This window comes from Limnospira sp. PMC 1279.21, from assembly GCF_032349615.1.
GTDB lineage: Bacteria > Cyanobacteriota > Cyanobacteriia > Cyanobacteriales > Microcoleaceae > Limnospira > Limnospira fusiformis.
In genome coordinates this window covers 16,229-37,683 of sequence record NZ_JARPLU010000028.1, presented here as the reverse complement: position 1 = coordinate 37,683, position 21,455 = coordinate 16,229, and the positions used below count along the sequence as shown (strand labels likewise).

Annotated in this window: 22 protein-coding genes; 16 read left to right on the top strand and 6 right to left on the bottom strand. The window is 43.5% G+C overall.

What is annotated here, in order from left to right; all coding sequences use genetic code 11:
- Positions 1–100: 100 nt before the first annotated feature.
- Complete coding sequence (locus P5683_RS06580) at positions 101–1,486, top strand: hypothetical protein (protein ID WP_315639553.1); 1,386 nt, start codon at positions 101–103, stop codon at positions 1,484–1,486.
- Positions 1,487–1,523: 37 nt separating this feature from the next.
- Here P5683_RS06580 and P5683_RS06575 read toward each other — a convergent pair whose 3' ends face one another.
- The 4 genes from P5683_RS06575 to pgl form a co-directional block, all read right to left on the bottom strand.
- The gene (locus P5683_RS06575) at positions 1,524–1,952 is read right to left on the bottom strand and encodes an FHA domain-containing protein (protein ID WP_008053707.1); all 429 of its coding nucleotides are present in this window, start codon (positions 1,950–1,952) and stop codon (positions 1,524–1,526) included.
- A gap of 248 nt (positions 1,953–2,200) precedes the next feature.
- Complete coding sequence (locus tag P5683_RS06570; protein WP_193520850.1) at positions 2,201–2,905, bottom strand: PRC-barrel domain-containing protein; 705 nt, start codon at positions 2,903–2,905, stop codon at positions 2,201–2,203.
- A 132-nt stretch (positions 2,906–3,037) separates the two neighbouring features.
- Positions 3,038–3,877 carry an FHA domain-containing protein gene (locus P5683_RS06565; protein ID WP_006623806.1) on the bottom strand — a complete coding sequence of 280 codons (840 nt, stop codon included), beginning with the start codon at positions 3,875–3,877 and terminating at the stop codon, positions 3,038–3,040.
- Positions 3,878–3,956: 79 nt separating this feature from the next.
- The gene (pgl, locus tag P5683_RS06560) at positions 3,957–4,682 is read right to left on the bottom strand and encodes a 6-phosphogluconolactonase (RefSeq protein WP_193521258.1); all 726 of its coding nucleotides are present in this window, start codon (positions 4,680–4,682) and stop codon (positions 3,957–3,959) included.
- 688 nt (positions 4,683–5,370) lie between these two features.
- Between pgl and P5683_RS06555 the strand changes: the two genes are divergently transcribed.
- From P5683_RS06555 to P5683_RS06535, 5 genes are all read left to right on the top strand, one after another.
- Positions 5,371–5,673 (top strand): hypothetical protein, encoded by a 303-nt coding sequence (locus P5683_RS06555; protein ID WP_006623809.1) that lies wholly within the window; start codon positions 5,371–5,373, stop codon positions 5,671–5,673.
- 238 nt (positions 5,674–5,911) lie between these two features.
- The gene (locus P5683_RS06550; protein WP_273247419.1) at positions 5,912–8,299 is read left to right on the top strand and encodes an ATP-binding cassette domain-containing protein; all 2,388 of its coding nucleotides are present in this window, start codon (positions 5,912–5,914) and stop codon (positions 8,297–8,299) included.
- Between the two features lie 158 nt (positions 8,300–8,457).
- On the top strand, positions 8,458–9,642 hold the full coding sequence (locus P5683_RS06545) for an AAA family ATPase (protein ID WP_315648677.1): 1,185 nt from the start codon (positions 8,458–8,460) through the stop codon (positions 9,640–9,642).
- Positions 9,636–10,166: a DUF4276 family protein gene (locus tag P5683_RS06540; RefSeq protein ID WP_315639554.1), complete on the top strand. Its 531-nt coding sequence runs from the start codon at positions 9,636–9,638 to the stop codon at positions 10,164–10,166. The genes P5683_RS06545 and P5683_RS06540 overlap by 7 nt, the downstream gene beginning before the upstream one ends.
- Positions 10,167–10,315: 149 nt before the next feature.
- Positions 10,316–11,869 carry an NAD(P)/FAD-dependent oxidoreductase gene (locus tag P5683_RS06535; protein ID WP_006623815.1) on the top strand — a complete coding sequence of 518 codons (1,554 nt, stop codon included), beginning with the start codon at positions 10,316–10,318 and terminating at the stop codon, positions 11,867–11,869.
- 91 nt (positions 11,870–11,960) lie between these two features.
- On the opposite strand, the gene psaK is transcribed toward P5683_RS06535, so the two are convergent.
- Both psaK and P5683_RS06525 read right to left on the bottom strand, forming a co-directional pair.
- Positions 11,961–12,209 (bottom strand): photosystem I reaction center subunit PsaK, encoded by a 249-nt coding sequence (psaK, locus tag P5683_RS06530; RefSeq protein WP_006623816.1) that lies wholly within the window; start codon positions 12,207–12,209, stop codon positions 11,961–11,963.
- A gap of 168 nt (positions 12,210–12,377) precedes the next feature.
- Entirely contained in the window at positions 12,378–13,034 is a 657-nt protein-coding gene (locus P5683_RS06525) for a class I SAM-dependent methyltransferase (RefSeq protein WP_006623817.1), read from the bottom strand.
- Between the two features lie 103 nt (positions 13,035–13,137).
- Here P5683_RS06525 and hemH point away from each other — a divergent pair, with 103 nt between their 5' ends.
- The 10 genes from hemH (at position 13,138) to glmU (ending at position 21,405) form a co-directional block, all read left to right on the top strand.
- Positions 13,138–14,301: a ferrochelatase gene (gene hemH / locus P5683_RS06520; protein WP_006668453.1), complete on the top strand. Its 1,164-nt coding sequence runs from the start codon at positions 13,138–13,140 to the stop codon at positions 14,299–14,301.
- Positions 14,302–14,381: 80 nt separating this feature from the next.
- The gene (gene ureE / locus P5683_RS06515) at positions 14,382–14,822 is read left to right on the top strand and encodes an urease accessory protein UreE (RefSeq protein ID WP_006668452.1); all 441 of its coding nucleotides are present in this window, start codon (positions 14,382–14,384) and stop codon (positions 14,820–14,822) included.
- Between the two features lie 32 nt (positions 14,823–14,854).
- Positions 14,855–15,538: an urease accessory protein UreF gene (locus P5683_RS06510; protein WP_006623820.1), complete on the top strand. Its 684-nt coding sequence runs from the start codon at positions 14,855–14,857 to the stop codon at positions 15,536–15,538.
- 29 nt (positions 15,539–15,567) lie between these two features.
- On the top strand, positions 15,568–16,326 hold the full coding sequence (locus tag P5683_RS06505) for a TIGR04283 family arsenosugar biosynthesis glycosyltransferase (protein WP_006623821.1): 759 nt from the start codon (positions 15,568–15,570) through the stop codon (positions 16,324–16,326).
- 129 nt (positions 16,327–16,455) lie between these two features.
- On the top strand, positions 16,456–16,941 hold the full coding sequence (locus tag P5683_RS06500; RefSeq protein ID WP_006623822.1) for a photosystem I reaction center protein subunit XI: 486 nt from the start codon (positions 16,456–16,458) through the stop codon (positions 16,939–16,941).
- Positions 16,942–17,037: 96 nt separating this feature from the next.
- Positions 17,038–17,154, top strand: a complete 117-nt coding sequence (locus P5683_RS06495; RefSeq protein WP_006618478.1) for a photosystem I reaction center subunit VIII — start codon at positions 17,038–17,040, stop codon at positions 17,152–17,154.
- A 164-nt stretch (positions 17,155–17,318) separates the two neighbouring features.
- Complete coding sequence (locus tag P5683_RS06490; RefSeq protein ID WP_008053677.1) at positions 17,319–18,635, top strand: calcium-binding protein; 1,317 nt, start codon at positions 17,319–17,321, stop codon at positions 18,633–18,635.
- Positions 18,636–18,734: 99 nt separating this feature from the next.
- Positions 18,735–18,998 carry a hypothetical protein gene (locus P5683_RS06485; RefSeq protein ID WP_006623824.1) on the top strand — a complete coding sequence of 88 codons (264 nt, stop codon included), beginning with the start codon at positions 18,735–18,737 and terminating at the stop codon, positions 18,996–18,998.
- 75 nt (positions 18,999–19,073) lie between these two features.
- Positions 19,074–19,991, top strand: coding sequence for a tRNA (5-methylaminomethyl-2-thiouridine)(34)-methyltransferase MnmD (locus tag P5683_RS06480; protein WP_008053675.1), 918 nt, complete (start codon positions 19,074–19,076; stop codon positions 19,989–19,991).
- A gap of 46 nt (positions 19,992–20,037) precedes the next feature.
- The gene (glmU, locus tag P5683_RS06475) at positions 20,038–21,405 is read left to right on the top strand and encodes a bifunctional UDP-N-acetylglucosamine diphosphorylase/glucosamine-1-phosphate N-acetyltransferase GlmU (protein WP_315639555.1); all 1,368 of its coding nucleotides are present in this window, start codon (positions 20,038–20,040) and stop codon (positions 21,403–21,405) included.
- Positions 21,406–21,455 lie beyond the last annotated feature (50 nt).

Here is a 21,455-nt window from a genome sequence, read left to right as displayed (position 1 = left end):
CAGGAGGTTATTTCGGCATTGCAGCCTTATTTGACTCCTAAACGTTTCGCACTATGCCCCTAGTTTATATTGGTTCGCCTATCAATATCATCGAGGGTTAGTGACATCAAATGATGATACCCCCGCCCAAACTTTAGACGACATTAACCCCCAATGGGTGCGGGCAAAATATGGCAGTATTTTTAACAAGTTCAAGGTAGACTTACCGCTAGATATTCGGTTAGATGAACCCTCCAAAAATTTCGATTTGCTCGTGGGGGCTGATGATAAAAGAGCTATCAAATTTTTTACCACCAAACAGGATTTGGAAGGGTTTATTTATCCTCAATGTCTCCATGATAGTTATGCCCTAAATCTGAATATTTACCAACCGGAAAACCCCGGACAAGATGAATATCAACTGGCGGATTTAGCTAAATTTAACCCGGAGAATTGCTTTAAACCGGAACCGGAATCGGCTGCTAATTTAGGGCAAACTCTGTTATTAAGTGCCTATTTAAACACGACAAAACCGGAGCATATCCGCGACTTGGAACCCTTGGCTAGAGAGGGCTGGATTAAGTTTTTTCACCTGGAAAATGGCGAAAATTTACCCCGTCTCTATCGCGCTTATAATCTGCTGGGGGGATATCTCTACGAGTACGGTAGTCCGAAGGCGGATTTACAGGAAAATCCCTACGGTCATTTATTGACTTGGTTTCTATTTGAAGAACAGCCAACTGTAATCCTGCAAAAGTGTTATTGGGAATTGCCGGAATTACTACTATATTATCACAAAATCGCCAAAAGTTTTCAAGATAGTCGGATTTATTACGATCGCGCCGATCGCATTGTGACGGAAAATGAAATCCAATTAAGTGAGTTACATCAAAACTATCTGAATCGGGAAAAAACGGAAACGCTGTCCGCCGCCGAATTGCAAAAGTTGAAAATCACGTTAAAAACGCTGCTGGCGACTTCCCTCAACTATTCTCAACAACTGCGAAATATGGAATATGCGCGCAATACGATCGCCATCAATAGCAAAAACTATCAAACGACGTTAGAACGCATGGAACAACTAGCGGACACCACCCTAAAAGATTGGCGGTTATTTTACGAAAAGGAAGCGATCGCCTTTCAGGAACAAATCCGCGCGGATTTAAACTATTTTAACCCCGGTTCCAACCTACTTAATCAAGCGATTGCGACGATTCGGGGATTAGTAGAAATTGACCAAGCGGAACGCGATCGCCACATACAAGAAAAGCAGCAACAACTAGAGGATCACATTCAGGCGTTGGGGGTAGGAATTGCTGGGGGTGCGATCGTTGCTTCCTGTAGCGGATTGTTATTTGAACAGCAACGGATGACCTTTCCCTGGGAAGCAGAATTTGGCAAATATCCCCATCCGTTTTTGAGTGCGATCGCTATCAGTAGCCTGATGGCTTATTTAGCCTTCAAAGCTGCTCAATATGGGATTAAAAAAAGGCGATCGCGATCGTGATTTGACCAGATTAAAGCTAGTTAAATTCCCTGAATGTTTAATCATCATCATCATCATCAAACTCGATCCGGGTGGTATGACCTGGGTCGGATTCGGTGATATCATTGGCTGCTAAATCTTCTAAATCGGGGATATCTAATTGCTTGTTGAGTTGAATATCATTAACAGGTTTTAAGCGAATTAAAAGCCGGGGTCCGGTATGTCCTAAACGGACTACCATACCATCTACAATTCGCCTCTTGTTAACCATCTGATTATTAACATAAGTGCCATTAGCACCAAAATTGACTAATTCCCATCCAGAGGTTTTATTCCACAATTCCAGATGATGTCTTGAAACCACGGCACTACCAATAGTAACATCATTATCTTTCGAGCGACCAATACGCAAGATCGGTTTATCCTCAAAAGTCCAACGATGCAAAGGAATAGGTCGGCTAGAATGAAGCAGGATGAGAGTAATCACACCAAAATTTAATAGGCAAAAATATACAACAAACTGGTGAAGGATAGATAACCCACCTATAAGTTATAGTGTGATTAGCAGAGCAGATTTTGAGCCTTTTCTGCTAAGTTTTTCACTGGTCATCATAGGTGTAATCAATGACTACAGACAGCTTTAATATCAAATAAGTAAGTTTCCCAAAATCAAGACTAAGCCTTATATATGGTCATGGGAGGCATTTGGATCACCTACTTATTAATCTGATTCATCTATTGTGGCTGGCTTGAATCCTTAGAGCCAACTTTTTCGCTATCATCTTCGCGATCATCTTGATCAGCCACCCTTTCCAATGATTTAGATAACTTTTGGGCTTCTTGTTTTAAGCCTTCCAGGTCGCTGAGAGTCCTTTCCAAATCCTCCTGTAAAAATTCCGCCGCCTGACGAATTTTTTGATCTAAGCCTTCTGTATACTGGGGCGGATTTTCAACCATTGATTCTGACACAATTACTCGCTTACTACCCGCACTGGTCATGGCTGATGCTGGCATAATATAGACTCCCTGTAAAATGCCTCGCAAACCACCATCAGTTTTGAACAAATAATTAGTCACTGTACCCGTATCATTTTTAATTAGATAGTCAACCAGAACCCCCACTTTTTTACCAGCATTAGTCCACACTTCATGATTAATGCTAGAATCAGCATTTTCTGGCAATATAAAATTGCCCTCATCTGAGGATTTATTCACCAGAACAGCATCGACCCCAATAGTCTCAATTTGTTGCCAACTAAATGCCCGTTTTTTGCCTCCCACTGGTAACATTCCTGACTTGGTAGTGAAGCCTATCACTTGGTTGGAGTTCAGATCTGCTGCTCTTTCTTCGATGTGGCCTAATTGTTCGACACTTTGGCGATCGAGGACTAGGCGACCGATTAGGTCACTACGTTTGATGATTCCTTTCTTAGCGTTCATAGCCAATTTTTCCTTTTACAGTTACAGCCATTATTAATTGTAACATAATTGTTGACAAAGCACAGCCAATGTGTTAAAAATCATCCCGGTTTCCAGTGAGTTTTGAGTGGCTGGCAATTGACGGGTCAGGTCTTAGGACAACTGAAAAATAAACGACACCAGATCCCCTTTACCTAAAGCGATGCGATCGCCTGGTCGCAACCGATGACGGTTTCCTTTTGGCAGAGGAATATTGTTAATATATGTTCCGTTAGAACTACCCACATCCTCAATATAATAGGCATCGCCTTCTAGGCGAATATTAGCATGGGTTCGCGAAACGATTTCCGCATTAGTAAACCCAGAAACATCTATATCCGGGGGAACTAGATCATTAGGTTTACCAATATGAATCACGGGTAAGTTTTGGGGGATTTCTAGCGGAGTTGTACTTTGAACATGAATCAATTTAGCAGTTTGTTGCTGAAGTTGGGTGGCGTGAGTTCCCGCGCTCACCACTGCTGCTGGGGGGGGTGAGGATGGTAGGGGTATGGCTGTGGTGGGGACTGTTGTTGACTGAGTTGGGGGTTGTACTGGGTCTGGGTCTGGGTCTGGGTCTGGGTCTGGGTCTGGCTGAGGTGGCGGGAAAGATGGACTAGGACTAGCAACGGGTGAGGGACCTGATTTTTGTAAATTCACAGCCGAATTAGAACCAGATGCTACTGTGGGGACCTCTTCATCTGGTAAGGGGTCAGGAAGTACCAAATCTGGTAGCGGCGGAACTACTGTCGGAATTAAATCAGGGTTCTGGTTTTCTTCACCGCCTGGGGTCGGTAGCAAATTATAACCACACTGACCGCAGAAAGAAGCATCGGCTTGGACTGTTGCGCCACAATTGGGACAACTGGTGGTCGTGGGAAGGGGAGTATAACAAGATTCGCACTGAGTTGCGCCCTCTGGGTTCTGATGATTACAGTTTGGACAGACAATCATAGAGTTCTCCTTACGCTATCGAAAGCGATCGCACCATAGCTAACAATTAGATCCTAACCTAGCATCAGTCTCTAAAATCTCAGCTTTTCTGGATTTCTTCTCCCGCCGCCGCATCAAGTAGCCACCAAAGTTCACCCTGGGGTTGAATGAAGCGACTGGGGTAGGCGTTTGCATCCCCTGTGGGTGCAAAAACTTCAGCCAAAGCCGATCGCTTACTAGCCCCGGCTACCAGGAAGACGACACAATCAGCTTGATTGATTAGGGGAATGGTGAAGGTGATGCGAGGTTCACCGTCTTTATTGCCAACTGTTACTAGGCGATCGCACACTTGTAGTGCATCTGTAAAAGGAAACAGAGAGGCTGTATGGGCATCATCCCCCATTCCCAACAATATCATATCAAATCTGGGAAATTCTCCGGGAGCCACCCCAAAAAATTCTCGAATTTGGCGATCGTGCTTTTCTGCGTCTACTTGGGGATTGCCACTACCTGTGGGCATAGGATGAATGTTAGACTCTGGGAAGTTTACCCGATCTAACCAAGCACTGCGAGCCATTTTTTGGTTACTATCTGGGTGGTCTGGGGGTACATAGCGTTCATCTCCCCAGAAAATATGGATCTGGTCTAGGGGTAGATCTTGTTTGGCTAAGGCCTCATAAACGGGTTTGGGAGTCCCTCCCCCAGCTAAGGCTATGGTAAACCGATTTCGGCTTTGAATCGCCGCCTCCATTTTGCTGAGGATGATTTCTGGCGATCGCTCGACTATTTGGTCGCGGGTAGCTAAAACTTCGATTCTTTTGTGCATCATATCCTCAAAATCAGCTTTTACCACATCATAAAACCTTTTTCTGGCAAATCGTCAATTAGTTACCGAGTCTACCCTCACCGGGACAGTATAGCCTCCGAAAAATCACGGATTCAAGATCACAAGTCCTAGGTGTTTCATATCACAATCATATCTGATCAATTTCACCTGAACAAGGGCATAGTATCACTGAAATAAGAGATGTTTCCCACAATAATGAACATACAGGGCATAGTTTTTAGAGTTCATACCGATTTCAACCCAACTCTAACCCTCTAGTCCTCCCGCCCCTGATCTGTAAAGACTGAGGGCGATTTGATCAGAATTAAGCAGATGGATACTCAAATTGGTTACAAAAAACTAAAGTCTAATCCATTCACCACTTACCGTGACCCCATAAGTGGCAAATGGATCGTGATCAAGTCTGAGGAAAAAAAAACTCAAGCACAAGCGGCTTGAAGTGGCCAGAAACCTCAGAGTTAAACAATGGTCATGACAGTTGAAAGGTCGCCAAACACCTAGGTTGACATCTCAGTTATTATGCCAGTCTTTCTGGTTTTGGGTGACTACTACAGATCTAAATTTGATGGTTTTGGGAACTGTCACAGTTCAAATACTGTCACATACACTATCCCAAAGTTAATCAGACACTGGGTATATTACAGTTATCGAGTTCACACAAAAAACGATGACATCTACCATTTTTTCCCCTACTACCTCCGATGTTGAATCCAATTCTTGGCTATATCTAATTGCCGATGAGGTTGATCACTTTACTGGAGATGATTGGCTGGCCTTGTGTCCAGATATTGACGAAGGCGAACTTTATCGCGACTGGTTTATCTGGTATGATGCCGATGTTAATGGCAGTTGGGAAGCCTACGACCACTTAACAGGTGAACAAATTATTTCTCCTGATTTGGAGTGGATTAAGTCCCAAATTGATGCTATTGAAAATCGCCGACAACTGTCATATATTCATATAGCATAAACTTCTCTATTGGTGAAGAAAATTTTGATAAAACCCTATCAATTCTTGGGGATATTACCCCAGATTACTAAAATTATCCAACTGATTCAACCCTCGGCTACTTCCTTCGGTCCCCCTAATTCAGGGGGATTTTTAATTGTCCCTAGTCCCTAGTCCCCTGTCCATAGTCCCTGGTCTGTTAACTCAACAGGTGCATATATTTGCTATGCTGACCTGATAGGATTTGGGAGGTGTAGGGATGACGCGTTTAAATGGGAAGTCCAACTTATCTAAGAAGTCCCCCTATTTAGAATTAAACAATCAGGGACAAATTATCACCTTTGAATTGACCCAAAATCAGCATATTTTGGGGCGCGATCGCAGCCGCGCTGATTTAGTAGTTCCCGAAACCTGGCTGGTGATTTCCTCCGGTCATCTAATGCTACGCCAAATCGGAGACACCTACCATATTTTTGACGGAGACGGACAGCAACCCAGCACTAATGGTCTGTTTGTCAACCATACTAGAATTACAGTTAAGGAAGGCTATCGACTACATAGTGGGGTGGAAATTACCATCGGTCAGAATCCCAAAAATCAGATTAGGTTGCGCTACTTTGACCCCAATAATCCCAGCACCTCCCCCTATTCAGCCATTCCGGCTATCTCTTTAAAAGAGCGATCGGTGATGTTAGGTAGAGACTCCACCGCGACAGTACAGTTAGATTCCCCTATTGTATCACGATGTCATGGGATTATTGAACCATTAGACACGGGTCATTATATTTTAAATGATTATAGTGCTAACGGCATATTTGTTAATGGTAAAAGAATCGAGAAAGCTACGCGATTGCTAGATGGCGATACCATCAGAATCGGTCCGTTTACCCTGATGCGTCAGGGGGATAATTTAGAAATCATGGATTTAGGCGATCGCATTAGATTAGATGCTCAAAGATTGCTGCGATTAGTGCGCGATCGACGAGGGAAATCGAAGGTATTATTAAGTGATTTAACCTTCGCCATTGAACCCGGACAATTTGTAGCATTAGTGGGGGGGAGTGGTGCAGGAAAATCTACCCTAATGCGAACGTTATTGGGTCTGAGTCCGACTACTAAGGGTTCCGTTTATTTGAATGGTGACGAATTACAACAAAACTTTAATCTCTATCGTCATCAAATAGGTTATGTTCCCCAGGATGATATTATTCATCGCCACTTAACGGTAGGAGAAGTTCTCACCTATGCGGCTAAATTACGCTTACCCCCAGACGCAGATATTGAAGCCACAGTTACTAAAACTCTCTATGAAATAGAAATGCTCGATCGCCGTGATGTCATGGTGTCGCAACTTAGCGGCGGACAACGAAAACGGGTTAGTATCGGGGTGGAATTGTTAGCGGATCCTAAGTTATTTTTTCTTGATGAACCGACATCAGGACTTGATCCGGGGTTGGATAAAAAGATGATGGAATTGTTGCGTCGTTTGGCTAACCAAGGACGGACAGTGATTTTAGTTACCCACGCCACCGCCAATATGATGATGTGCGATCGAGTCGTGTTTTTAGGAAGGGGAGGAAGGTTATGTTATTTTGGACCCCCAGGGGAAGCCTTCGAGTTTTTTGATTTAGATACGGGAGATTTTGCCGATATTTATAATTTGTTGGAAGAGGGAGAAGCGATCGCTCAAGATTGGTCTTTACGGTTTCGCAAATCTCCCCAATTTCAGAATTATGTAGTTAATCATCTAACTGGGGGAGAAACACCCGAAAAACAGCGGCAACCTGCCACGCAAAAACTCGCCAATATTCCCCAACAATTATCAATTTTAACTCAACGCTATTGGCGGCTTATTAAGCGAGATCCGTTTAATTTATTACTGAATTTGCTAACCGCGCCTGTGGGAATTTTATTGATTAGGTTAGCTATAGGCGATCGAGACCCCTTTCTGGGAGATGCTGACATCAGTTTAGCATCTTTAGCGCGACAAGTGTTATTTGTTTTTACCTGTGCCTCTATCTGGGTGGGTTTATCTAGTTCTCTGCAAGAATTAGTGAAAGAAACCGCTATTTATACCCGCGAAAGGTTAGTAAATTTACGGATTGTTTCTTATTTAGGATCCAAATTCATTGTCTTATCAGGATTGGCCCTTTTACAAACCCTGTTCATGGTAGGGATAATTGCCATCTGCTTTCAATCTCCATCAACCCCTTTATTCCCATGGATTTTAGGGGTAAGTATTACCACCTTTTTGACCCTCATATCAGCCATGGGTTTAGGTGTGTTAGTATCCGCTTATGTGCAAAATAGCGCCCAGGCTAATAGTGCATTACCCCTGCTATTATTACCACAAATTATTTTTTCTGGGGTATTATTTCAAATGTCAGGAATTAGCCGAGTAGTTTCTTGGTTAATGGTCAGTCGCTGGTCTATGGGTGCTTATGGTTCCCTGGTCGATATAAATTCCCTAATTCCCCCACCCGTAACCCTCCCTGATGGCACAATTATTCCCCAACCCTTTGAGTTATCATCAGTTTATGAACCCACCTGGGAAAATTTATTATTAAATTGGGGTATATTGGGGTTACATTTATTGATTTATTGGGGATTAACTGCGATTATTCAGAAGCAAAAAGACATCATTTAGACTACTTACTATTTTACCATATACCCCGGCTAGGCTGCCAATCTTGGAGGATGGCTATAGTATGGCTACAGTAATCTCTCTGTCAAAATTGACCATGAGCCGGGATTTGTGTTATATTAGATTAGACCTATTTACCTATTTACCTATTTAAAAATTTAATGGTGTCCCAGTTTATTCATAGTCTAAAGTTGCGAAACTTGCTCTCCTACGGGAGTGATACAGAACCGCTTAAATTAGAGCCTTTAAATGTATTAATCGGTCGTAACGCTTCCGGTAAATCTAATTTAATCGAAGCCTTGGGGATTTTAAAAGCCACTCCTACAGATTTAACTACTCCCATTCGTCAAGGAGGAGGAATTAGTGATTTCCTGTGGAAAGGAACCCAAAAAATTCCTATAGCCGAAATTGACGCAACTATTGCACCCCTAGAAGGTTCAATGAATCTGCGCTACAGAATCAGTTTTACCGAAACTGGTCAGAGGTTAGAAATCATTGATGAAGCAATCGAAAATGAACAGCCTTATCCAGGAGAAAATGAACCATATTTTTTTTATCGTTATCAAGGGGGTCGTCCAGTTATCAATGAGGCTACCGAAGTTGATGGATACAAAAAAAGAGCCTTACGTCGAGAAACTCTGAGTCCCGAACAATCAGTTTTATCCCAAAGAAAAGATCCAGATATGTATCCTCAGTTAAGTTATCTGGCTGCTCAATTTGCACAGATTAATCTATATCGTAACTGGCAAATTGGCAGATATTCTGAACCCAGATTGGCTCAACAAACTGATTTACCTTCCCACTCAATATTAGAAGATATTAGTAACCTGGGATTGGTGTTAAATAACTTACAATATCAATTGGGAAGTCGGGAAATTATCGAGAATTTACAAAAATTTTACGAAGAAGCCGAGGAACTGATCATCAAAATTTATGGTGGTACAGTCCAGATATTTATTCGCGAAAAAGATTTAATTCAGCCGATCCCAGCTACTCGTCTTTCTGATGGTACACTGCGTTATTTATTTTTAATGGCTTTACTACTTGATCCGACACCAGGACCGATTTTATGTATAGAAGAACCCGAAATAGGTTTACATCCTGATATACTCCCAATGATTGCTGAAATGCTAATATCCGCCTCAGAAAGAACTCAACTGATTGTTACAACCCATTCTGATGCTTTAATATCAGCACTTCCGCCGGAGTCAGTATTAGTATGCGATCGCCATGAAAGTGGAAGTTTTATTCGTCGATTGGAAGCCGATAAACTCAAAAAATGGCTGGAAAACTACACTCTGGGAGACTTATGGAGAATGGGTGAAATTGGGGGAAATCGATGGTAAAGGAAATTCGCATTTATATTGAAGGTGGGGGAGATAGTAAAAATACTAAAGCTCGACTTAGAAGTAGTTTTAATCAGTGCTTTAGAGACTTGGTAAAAAAGGTTCGTGTTCGCCGGATCAAATGGAATATAATTATCTGTGGCTCGCGGAATAATGCCTATGAATGTTTTACCAAGGCTTTAGTAGATCATCCGAATTGTTGCAATATTTTATTAGTTGACTCAGAAGCACCTGTCACCAATAACAACCCATGGCAACATTTAAGAAATCGAGATCACTGGAATGATGCCCAAGTTAGCGATCGCTACTGTCATCTTATGGTACAAGCAATGGATGCTTGGTTTATTGCTGATATTGATGCCTTAATTAAGTTCTACGGAAACGGATTTAGAAAAAACTTAATCCCTGAAAATTCTAATGTGGAAATCATAGCCAAGGACAGATTACCAACTATTCTCAATGAAGCAACTCGTCATACCCAAAAAGGCAAATATCAGAAAATTGCTCATGGTTGCCAGCTTTGAGAAATCATAGACATTAACAAAGTTCGTGCTGCTTCTAGTTATGGCGATCGCTTTTTCAGAACTATGGAAGAAATTATCGCAGAATAGAGTTAGAATATGAATAATTATTCCCAGTGTATTATCAAACTTGAAGATAACTTGTAAACGCCATGTCTCTGACTCAACAAATTCTGTCGCAAATTCCGGGAAACCCTCTCACCGGACTACAAAACGCCGATCGCCTTTGGGAAGCTATCAAAAACCATAGCCTACCCATACCAGAAACCGTCACAGAAACCGATCAACCCCTTAACCAAATTGATTATGATGTCATAGTTTGTGGGGGAACATTAGGAATTATTATCGGTGCGACCTTAGCCAAAAAAGGATGGCGCGTCGCCGTCTGTGAACGCGGACAATTGAGGGGACGAGAACAAGAATGGAATATTTCCCGCCATGAACTTCAGGTATTTGAGCAATTAAATTTACTCTCTCCAGAAGAATTAGAAAAAGCGATCGCCACTGAATATAACCCCGCTAGAATTAGCTTTCCTGACATTCCCGATATCTGGGTTAGAGATGTTCTTAATATTGGTGTTGACCCAGTTTATTTGCTAGAAACCATCAAAACCCGGTTTTTAGAAGCTGGCGGTCAACTCTTAGAAAATACCCCCTACCAAGCCGCCACCATTCACCCCAATGGAGTTACCGTAGAAACCGGAGTCAATCAAACTTTAACCAGCCGACTATTACTAGATGCAATGGGTCACTTTTCCCCCATTATCAAACAAGCCAGACAGGGAAAAACTCCTGATGCTGTTTGTTTAGTGGTCGGGACTTGCGCCACCGGATATCCTAGCAATGAAACCGGAGATATATTCGCTTCTTTTACTCCTGTGCAAAATCAATGTCAGTATTTTTGGGAGGCTTTCCCAGCCCGAGACGGACGCACTACCTATATGTTTAGTTATCTTGATGCACACCCAGCTAGACCCAGTTTAACAGACTTTTTTGAGGATTATTTAACCCTACTTCCTCAATATCAAAATGTGGAATTATCCCAGTTAAATTTTAAACGAGCCTTATTTGGTTTTTTCCCCTGTTATCGCCAGAGTCCCCTAGCAACTCCCTGGAATTCTATTATCCCCATTGGTGATAGTAGCGGTAGCCAGTCCCCTTTAAGTTTTGGTGGTTTTGGCGCAATGGTACGCCATCTGAATCGCTTAACTAACGGTATTGATGAAGCATTGAAAGCTAATATTTTGGATAGTAAATCTCTGGCTTTGTTACAACCCTATCAACCCAGTTTGTCGGTGACTTGGTTATTTCAAAAATCTATGAGTGTCCCGATGGATAAAACCATTAATAGTCATAGTATTAATCAACTTCTCGCCGCCGTATTTCAGGATATGGAACGTTTGGGGGAACCAGTGCTTAAACCTTTTTTACAAGATGTTATTCAATTTCCCGCCTTAGCTAAAACTTTATTTACTACCGGAATTCTACACCCTGCTATTGTCTTAAAAGTGATTCCCCAGGTGGGGTTAGGAAATTTAGTTGATTGGACTATTCACTATTTGAATTTAGCCAGCTATAGTCTACTGTACCCTCTCGGAAAGTCTCTGAACCCTCTCACTCAAAAATTATCTGCTCAACAACAGTATTATATTCATCGCTGGGTTGATGCTTGGTGCTATGGTTCTGGGGGAGATTATCATAATTAATCTCCCATAAATAAAACCTCCTTTCCTGGTCTAATTTAGACTGAGGAAAGAAGGTATAAAAACCCTTGACAATCAGTGCCAAATCTAACTTTTAAAGTCCACCGACGTTAGCCAGTCCCAGAATTACACCAGCACCCAGGATATGACCTAAGCAAGCACTTCCAACTACAGCACCAGCACTCATACCAGCAATGGGGGTGGGTGCGCCTACGTTTTGTTGTTTAATGGTGAATTTACCAATAGCGATCGCCAAAACATTACAAACAATCATCACAATGGCAACATTGGGACTCCAGGGTAAAGTGCTAGGAGCCGCTGCAATTAAAGTTGAGTAAATCAATGGACTTCTCCTAATCTAAGGTTTAAACTTCAGCAGAATTGACAAATTTTACTATCTTTAAGTCCAAGTTTTTATCACAAAATTTTCGCAACTGCCTCAAAATGTAGCAATCCTTAATATTTCCACATATTTGTTAAAACTTGCTCCAAAAACTTAAACTTCTGTCAGTCAACTAGGCTTTTGGGCCTGAATAACTTGTAAACTCCCCCCAGCATAGAGACGAAAAGCAGTCCGGTCCGCCATGGGTGAGGAAAGATCCACTTGAAACCCCATAGAAGTCAGTAAGCCTTTTAAGTCGGTATCAATTAACTCCCAAGCGGTTTCCGTTTCAAACAACCATAGAAACATCGCCACACCCGGCCAAAATATGGGATTAGTCGGTTTATGGAAATCCACCAGAGTAAATATACCCCCTGGCTTGAGTACCCGGTAAACCTCCCTTAAAATTTGTTGTAACTGGTCGGGGGCCATCTCATGGAGGGCGGCGCTAGTATGGACTAAATCAAAACTACAGTCCTCAAAAGGCATATTTTCGGCAAAGGCTTCCACATACTCAGCGGTGGGGACATTAGCCCTGGCCCTAGAAAGCGATCGCCTTGATGCGTCCAAACCCGTGACTTGTTGCGAGTATTGTGCGATAATCTGGGTAGCCTGTCCGCTGCCACAACACAAATCTAACACCCGCGTTTCTGGGGTGATAGACAAACCCTCTAGGGCGAGGCGGCGAAACCGACTTTCACCACCTACAGCCAAAGCAGCCACGGCGGAAATCCCATCATACAGCCACTGATAGCGATAGCTTAACGGTCTCAGAAATGTTGCCATCAATCAAAAATCCTTAACTTCTGCTATAGACTTTGATCCTATTGATATATTATTTTGTTAAAATGGGTAACAATAATTAGAGTCTGGGAACCTGTTAAGCGCCATGGGAAGAGTTGGAGTCTTACTATTGAATCTAGGCGGACCTGAACAATTAGAGGATGTCCGCCCCTTTCTGTACAATCTATTTTCCGATCCAGAAATTATCCGGCTGCCATTTACTTGGCTGCAAAAACCTCTAGCCTGGATGATTGCCACCATGCGCCACACAAAATCCCAGGAAAATTATAAAGAAATTGGGGGTGGGTCTCCACTGCGAAGGATTACCGAAGAACAGGCGGTCGCCCTGGAAGAAAAACTTGGGGAAAAAGGTAATAATGCTCAGGTATATGTGGGAATGCGCTACTGGCATCCCTTTACCGAGGAAGCATTGGCTAAAATTAAGCGCGATCGCATTGACGAATTAGTGATTCTCCCCCTATATCCGCAATTTTCCATTAGCACCAGTGGTTCTAGTTTTAGGCTGCTTGAGAGGATTTGGGAAGATGACCCGGAACTACAAAAAATTGATTATACAGTGGTTCCCTCCTGGTATCAGCGATCGGGATATTTACAAGCTATGGCGCAACTAATCGCCCAGGAACTTGATCACTGTCCTAACCCTGATCAAGTCCATATTTTCTTCAGCGCCCACGGAGTCCCCCTTAAATATGTTGAGGAAGCCGGAGACCCCTATCAGGCTGAGATTGAAAGGTGTACTGAGTTGATTATGAAAACTCTTAACCGCCCTAACCCCCACACCCTGGCCTATCAAAGCCGCGTTGGTCCGGTGGAATGGCTAAAACCTTACACCGAAGAGGCTATCCCTGAATTAGCACAGCAAGGGGTCGAGGATTTATTGGTTGTACCGATTAGTTTTGTATCCGAACATATCGAAACTCTCCAAGAAATTGATATGGAGTATCGGGAATTAGCCGAAGAGTCCGGGATTAAGAATTTTTACCGGGTTCCGGCTTTGAACACTCATCCGGTTTTTATTAATGATTTGGCTGATATGGTGGTTGAGGCTTTAGAAAGTCCTAGTGTTCATTTCTCGGAAGTGGTGCGCCCCAGCAAACGGGTCAAAATGTATCCCCAGGAACGTTGGGAATGGGGTATGACTACAGCAGCGGAAGTCTGGAATGGTCGCTTGGCTATGATTGGAATTGTCGCTGTGATTGTCGAATTGATTACTGGTCAGGGACCTTTGCACTTTATCGGTTTGCTTTAGCAAAGTTGGGAAGGCTTATCCCCCTGATTCAAAAGGCGGATAAGCGTCCCCTAGTCCGAAATTACTTGGTGGTGACCATCATGTTGGTTTTTACTCAAAAATTAGCACCGGATCTCGATCGCATACCGGACTGGACGATCGCCCTAACAGCGGAACAACGCACTAAGACTAGACAACATATTGATATCCCCGGCGCCGATCGCATGACTTTATGTTTGGATCGTGGTGTGAATATCTCCGAGGGCGATCGCCTAATTTCCGAAACCGGGGATAAAGTTGTAGCTATTGTCGCTCAACCAGAACCCGTCATCACAGTTACAGCCCAGACTAATTTAGATCTCATTCGCGCCGCCTATCATTTGGGCAATCGTCATGTTCCCCTAGAAATTACCAGCCAGTATTTGCGCCTGGAACCTGATGGAGTTTTAGCAGATTTACTGATTAAGTTAGGATGCCATGTCACCCAGGAAATCGCCCCATTTTACCCCGACAGGGGAGCCTACCATGGGCATGATCATTAATTGGATAAGAGAAGGGAGGGAAGAGACAGGCTTTGATTTTACCATTATTACAACTATCTAGTCCGGCGTTGCCTTTAGGTGCTTATAGCTATTCTGATGGATTAGAAACTCTGGTCGAAACTGGATCTATCGCCAACGCCGAAAACCTGAATCACTGGTTAATTCAAGACCTCAATTATGGCGCGATTCGTCTGGAAGCCGCCCTAATGATGAGAGCCTTTCAGAGTTTTATCAATCAAGATTTAGCCAGTATATGTCATTGGAATAGTTGGTTAAGTGCCAGTAAAGAAACATCAGAATTGCGTCTGCAAAGCTGGCAGATGGGTAACTCTCTTTTGGCACTAATGGGGGAAATCTACCAGGCAAATAATGGCGATCATGATTATTTTCAATACATAAAATCAGCCATTGATCAGCCTTGTAATTATGCGATCGCCTTTGGAATTACCGCCGCCCATAGCCAGATAGACCCCCAAACAGCCCTACTGGGATATCTGCATAGTTGGGCTACCCATATCATCGGTGCCGGAGTCAAACTCATTCCATTAGGTCAAACCATCGGACAAAAACTGCTCTGGCAACTTTCCCCAACTCTCACCGAAATTAGCCAGCAAATACTGATGTTAAACGATGATGATTTAGTTAGCTGTAGTTGGGGATTAGGATTAGCAAGCATGGCTCACGAAATCCAGTATACCCGTCTGTTTCGCAGTTGATATATAATGCTACCAGTAATTGGAAACAGATGACCATTTTCAAGCCAGGAACCCCTAGATTGACCCAACCCCATAGCGATCGCCATATTGCCAACATTCCCCACATCTCAATTGTTATCCCCGTCCTCAATGAAGCGCAAACCCTCCCCCATACCCTCAAGCAATTGCAGGGTATCAAAGGCATTGAAGTAATTGTAGTTGATGGTGGCAGTCAAGATGAAACCGTTACCATCGCCCAATCTTTCAGCGTCCAAGTCATCACCACAGCAGCCGGGAAAGCCCGACAAATGAACGCAGGAGCCGCGCGCGCCACCGGAGATACTATCCTCTTCTTGCACGGTGACACCCAGCTTCCCGACGCTTTTAACCATTGGATAGAGCAAATTCTCCGTCAACCTGAGATTATCGCGGGAGCCTTTGAACTGGAAATCGCCGCCCCCATGTTACCACTGCGTTGGGTGGAATTCGGGGTAAAAATGCGATCGCATTATTGTCAACTCCCCTACGGCGACCAAGCCTTATTTATGAAAACCCAAACCTTTAGGGATATTGGCGGTTTTCCCGATTTACCAATTATGGAAGACTTTGCACTGGTGCGGCAACTACAGAAACGGGGCAAAATTGCGATCGCCCCAGTCCCAGTCATCACCTCAGCCAGGCGCTGGGAAAAACTAGGTATCCTGCAAACCACCCTAATTAACCAAATCGTCATTATCGGTTACCTTCTCCGTATTCCCAGCCCCACCCTCTCCCAGTGGTATCGGGCCAGAAAACGTAAAAATTTATGAACTTTTAGGATTATATGTGAACTTTTTTAACGCTAACTCCAATTTTTGTCGATAGTTTGCACAGGGCTGCTTAAAATATGAGCTTAACACCTGAACTCAAGATTTTAAGCGAACAGGAGAAAAATCAGTATGCCTCAAGCAACGGATCAAGGGTTGATTCAAGCCTACAACGGCGATCCCTTTGTAGGTCATCTATCCACCCCCATTAGTGATTCCGCCTTCACCCGCACCTTTATCGGCAACCTTCCCGCCTACCGTCCCGGTCTGTCTCCTCTTCTGCGAGGCTTAGAAATCGGTATGGCTCACGGTTACTTTATCGGTGGTCCCTGGGTTAAATTTGGAACCCAACGCGGCACTGAGTTCGCCAACCTCAATGGCCTGATTTGTGGCTTGGCTATGTTACTGATTGCCACAGCCTGTTTAGCCGCTTACGGTTTGGTAACTTTCCAAGGGGATAAATCCGAAGAAGGTGATTCCCTGCAAAGCGCCGCCGGTTGGAGCCAATTCGCTGGTGGATTTTTCATCGGCGGTATGGGAAGTGCATTTTTGGCATTTTTCTTGTTAGAAAACTTTGCTGTTGTTGACGCAATCTTTAGAGGTTTTGTCAATAATTAATCAGCACGATTCTGACTGAATTTTCACACAAATATCAGTCTGTCGGTTTTTTTGTAAAAAATTAACCTGAACTTTTGAAATTAGGAGACCTATAGCATGACTGGTGATTACGCTGCTTCCTTCCTGCCTTGGATTTTGATTCCTGTTGTTTGCTGGTTGATGCCTGCAGTTTTGATGGGTTTGCTGTTCATCCATATTGAAAGCGACGCCTAATATCAACCCTATTACCTAAACCGCTTAATCCTCCGCCTTTTGGTGGGGGATTTTTGGTGACTGATAGCCGGAATACTTAACTATATAATTATCAGAACTTTGACGATTTCAGGAAGTCCATGATAGCCTGACGGCGACAACTGTTGAATTATCCAAGAATTATCATGACTCCATCAGAATTAGGACTGGAAGCCTTGATGTCATCACAGCCAGGTCTGAATATCAGTCTGGAAGGCTTAAATAATACCATCCAATTTGGCACTGTAGCTAATGATACAATTGATGGCAGTGTTGGCGGTGGCAATAATCAGATCTACGGATTAGACGGAAATGATGTCTTATTAGCAGGCAATAATGATATTCTGTATGGTGGGTTAGGTTCTGATATCCTAGACGCATCAACTGGCAGCAATAACCAATTATTTGGCGGTCAAGGAGACGATGTATTAATTGGTGGCATTCGTAGCCAACTATTTGGAGACTTGGGGGATGATCAATTATTTGCTGGAATTGATGGCGACACTCTTACAGGTGGCCCAGGTTCTGACCAGTTTTGGATTTTAAATAACGGCAATTTCCCCATTAATCCCAGTGTAATTACTGATTTTGAACCCGGAGTTGATGTCATTGGTTTAGATGATCCTACTCTCAGTTTTGAACGGCTGACACTCACTGAAGTTAACCCTGATATAGTCATTAGTTTAGATGGCGTACCCCTGACCATAGTATTAGGAAAAACAGCGGCTGAGTTAACAGCAGATAACTTTGTATTTGCTTCGTCCCCTCTCAGCGAGGACTTGATTACCTATCCCTTATTCTGGCAAGGAATTTTCGGCTATACCGCCATCGGAGAATTTAGTTATGATAGGCGTTTTGAGGGAACCATAGTTACCCGTGATCAACTCAGTGACCTACAAATAACCTTCTTTGACCCTGATGGGAACCCCATACAAAGTTTTGACTACGATTTTCCGCTTCCTCCCACCAGTGAATTGAATTTCAACTTTGACACTACCACCACTACCATTTTGCAAACTGGCAACTTTAACGAACCTGATGGATTGGATTTGGGGGTAGAATTTAACCTGGAAACAGGTATAGACTTCATCACCTTTTTACAACCGCCAGACTTTCCCGAAGCAGTTATCTTTTTAGAAGAAGTAGTGGTTCCCGGTTCTGATGCTGATTTGATTGGACTTGATGAGGGAGGTATGTTAACTGTTATTGGTCTCGAAGTTGTCCAAGGTGTTTTGGCGGCAGCATCCCAACAGTTCGTGTTACCAGATTCTGAATTGAGAATCATGGAGGCTCAACCAGTATTATGGCCTGATGGTTGTTTGGGATTACCGGAAGATGGTGCTTTTTGTACTTTAGCGATTGTCCCTGGGTGGGAGGTGAAAGTAACGGACGGCGCAAATGAATTGGTTTATCGTACCAATGAATCAGGTTCGTTGGTCAAATTGGATATGTCGGCTAGTTGAATTTAACTCGATCCTAACTTCTGCTATTTTGGCTTGATCCTGAATGGCTGTCCTGGTGGCTGCAATAGACTAACAGTTGACCACCAGGGAGAAGTTACCATGAGAGGTTCAAACCGTGATAGAATTCGCTACGATCGCACCGAAATCGAAGGAAAAAATATCCATATTCACGTGGATCTTAACTCTGACCCTCGTTATCGATACGACTACGATTATGAGTCTCAAGGGTTGGGATCGGTTGGGTTTTTGTTTTTGTTACTGACAGCGTTAGTTATTTTTGTCGGTAGTTATGGCGGTCCAGATACTTACGCCGTCCCCGATTTTGACCTATCGCCAATTTTGCGTCAGTCTACTTCTAAATAGTGGGAAAAGTTGCACTAATCTGATTACCGGCTTCCCCGGCTGTAAATTTGCTATAAATCCCCCCAGATTCAAGATATGATTACCAGAGATACCCAACGGTTAAACATGATGTCGGCACCGCAGGATTTACCCCTACAGCCTACCGAGGATGGTTCTTTTACATTTTTTTCCCCAGAATTTGGGGAGGCTTTCCATAGTCGTTTTGGCGCGAAGGGAGAGGCAAAAAGTAAATTTGTCGAACCCCTGAATTTAGCGGCTAAAGCTACAGCACCCAGTCTGAAAATCTTGGATATTTGCTATGGTTTGGGATATAACACAGCAGCGGCTTTAGCTGCTATTTGGGAAGTTAACCCTCATTGTCAAGTTGAAATCATCGGATTAGAATTAGATCAGGGAGTCCCCCAAAGGGCGATCGCCCAAGGTTTATTAAATGATTATCCGCTTCCTATTCCCGAATATCTCAAGACTCTGGGGACTCAATTACAGGTAACATCCCATAACCTCCAAGCCACACTGCTAATTGGTGATGCTAGACAGATGTTAAAACAGGTCTATGATTCCGGTTTTCAGGCTGATGCTATTTGTCTTGACCCCTTTTCTCCCCCCACCTGTCCGGGACTGTGGACGGTGGAATTTTTGGCTATGGTGGCTCAATGTCTAAAACCTGACGGACGTTTAGCCACTTATTCCTGTGCGGCGGCGGTGCGAACTGCTTTAATGATGGCAGGATTAGCGATCGCTTCTAGTACCCCCTTTGGTCGCCGCGCCCCAGGAACGATCGCCAGTTGGGACGGGGTAGGTTTACCACCTCTAAGCGAAAAGGAACTGGAACAGCTTAACACCCGCGCGGCTATCCCCTATCGTGACCCGAATTTGGGCGATCGCCACCAGTCAATTATAGACCGCCGCCAAACGGAACAAGCCACCTCACCCCTAGAACCTAGTAGCCACTGGAAAAAACGCTGGATTTCAGCTACTATAGACAACCAGTAATTTTGAGTCCGGGGCAAATTTAAAGACCCTATAAGTATTAAAACCGATGGTAGCAGTAGCAATTCTAGCAGCAGGACGAGGAACCCGCATGAAATCTGACCTTCCCAAGGTCTTACATCAATTGGGAGGGCGATCGCTTGTCGAATGGGTTTTAGAAAGCGCCCGAGACTTACAACCCTTACGAAAGTTGGTGATTGTCGGTTATGGCGGCGATCAAGTCCAGGCTTCTCTGATGGCGAAATATGCGGACGCAGGCTTAGAATTTGTCGAACAGAAACAACAGTTAGGTACTGGTCACGCTATCCAACAGGTTTTACCCTATTTACAGGATTTTACTGGGGATTTACTGGTTCTTAACGGGGATGTGCCACTACTGAGACCCCACACCCTGCAACAGTTGATGACGATTCATAAACAACAGGGAAATGCTGCTACTATTTTAACGGCGAATTTGCCGAATCCCACCGGATACGGTCGAGTTTTTTGTGATAGTAAAAACCTGGTTAAAGAAATTGTCGAACATCGTGATTGTACGGAAGCGCAAAAGCAAAATCATCGCATAAATGCCGGAGTTTATTGTTTTAATTGGCAGGCTTTAGCTAAAATTCTGCCCCATTTAAAAGCAGACAACGACCAACAGGAATATTATTTAACTGATACGGTTCATGACCTAGACCCGGTAATGGCGGTTGATGTGGAAGATTTCCGGGAAATTATGGGTATCAATAATCGTCGCCATTTAGCCGCCGCCCATGAGGTATTTCAAGAATGGATTAAGGAAGAATGGATGGATGCGGGTGTAACTTTGATAGACCCTGATAGTATTACTATTGATGATACGGTGCAATTGGAACCAGATGTCATTATTGAACCACAAACTCACCTGCGAGGAAAAACTCTGATTAGGTCGGGAAGTCGTATCGGACCGGGAAGTTTAATTGAGAATAGCGAAATCGGGGAAAATGTGACGGTTTTATATTCGGTGATTTCTGATAGCACGATCGCCTCTAATACCCGTATCGGTCCATATACCCATTTACGAGGTCATGCTAACATAGCTGAGGGGTGCAGAATTGGCAACTTTGTGGAGTTGAAAAATGCGGAAGTCGGACCAAAAACTAATATTGCCCATTTATCCTATATTGGGGATGCGACCCTAGGGGAAAAAGTTAATATTGGCGCGGGAACTATTACGGCTAATTATGATGGATTTAAGAAACATCACACCACTATAGGCGATCGCACTAAAACCGGCTCTAACAGCGTCATAGTTGCCCCTGTAACCCTCGGAAATGATGTGACAGTAGCAGCAGGGTCTGTGATTACTAATGACGTGCCAGACGACTCCTTAGCGATCGCCAGAGAAAGGCAAATCGTCAAACATAATTGGCGATCGAACCAGCCACAGGATTAAATAGGATAGCTTACGCTATTCACAGATTAAATGGGTTATTTTTGGTTATG

Coding starts and splice junctions, on each gene's coding strand:
- glmU (WP_315639555.1), top strand. CDS start 20,038: ATGGTAGCAGTAGCAATTCTAGCAGCAGGACGAGGAACCCGCATGAAA.
- P5683_RS06490 (WP_008053677.1), top strand. CDS start 17,319: ATGACTCCATCAGAATTAGGACTGGAAGCCTTGATGTCATCACAGCCA.
- P5683_RS06545 (WP_315648677.1), top strand. CDS start 8,458: ATGGTGTCCCAGTTTATTCATAGTCTAAAGTTGCGAAACTTGCTCTCC.
- P5683_RS06540 (WP_315639554.1), top strand. CDS start 9,636: ATGGTAAAGGAAATTCGCATTTATATTGAAGGTGGGGGAGATAGTAAA.
- pgl (WP_193521258.1), bottom strand. CDS start 4,682: ATGCACAAAAGAATCGAAGTTTTAGCTACCCGCGACCAAATAGTCGAG.
- P5683_RS06500 (WP_006623822.1), top strand. CDS start 16,456: ATGCCTCAAGCAACGGATCAAGGGTTGATTCAAGCCTACAACGGCGAT.
- P5683_RS06550 (WP_273247419.1), top strand. CDS start 5,912: ATGACGCGTTTAAATGGGAAGTCCAACTTATCTAAGAAGTCCCCCTAT.
- P5683_RS06495 (WP_006618478.1), top strand. CDS start 17,038: ATGACTGGTGATTACGCTGCTTCCTTCCTGCCTTGGATTTTGATTCCT.
- ureE (WP_006668452.1), top strand. CDS start 14,382: ATGTTGGTTTTTACTCAAAAATTAGCACCGGATCTCGATCGCATACCG.
- P5683_RS06555 (WP_006623809.1), top strand. CDS start 5,371: ATGACATCTACCATTTTTTCCCCTACTACCTCCGATGTTGAATCCAAT.
- hemH (WP_006668453.1), top strand. CDS start 13,138: ATGGGAAGAGTTGGAGTCTTACTATTGAATCTAGGCGGACCTGAACAA.
- P5683_RS06535 (WP_006623815.1), top strand. CDS start 10,316: ATGTCTCTGACTCAACAAATTCTGTCGCAAATTCCGGGAAACCCTCTC.
- P5683_RS06565 (WP_006623806.1), bottom strand. CDS start 3,877: ATGATTGTCTGTCCAAACTGTAATCATCAGAACCCAGAGGGCGCAACT.
- P5683_RS06485 (WP_006623824.1), top strand. CDS start 18,735: ATGAGAGGTTCAAACCGTGATAGAATTCGCTACGATCGCACCGAAATC.
- P5683_RS06480 (WP_008053675.1), top strand. CDS start 19,074: ATGATTACCAGAGATACCCAACGGTTAAACATGATGTCGGCACCGCAG.
- P5683_RS06505 (WP_006623821.1), top strand. CDS start 15,568: ATGACCATTTTCAAGCCAGGAACCCCTAGATTGACCCAACCCCATAGC.
- P5683_RS06570 (WP_193520850.1), bottom strand. CDS start 2,905: ATGAACGCTAAGAAAGGAATCATCAAACGTAGTGACCTAATCGGTCGC.
- P5683_RS06525 (WP_006623817.1), bottom strand. CDS start 13,034: ATGGCAACATTTCTGAGACCGTTAAGCTATCGCTATCAGTGGCTGTAT.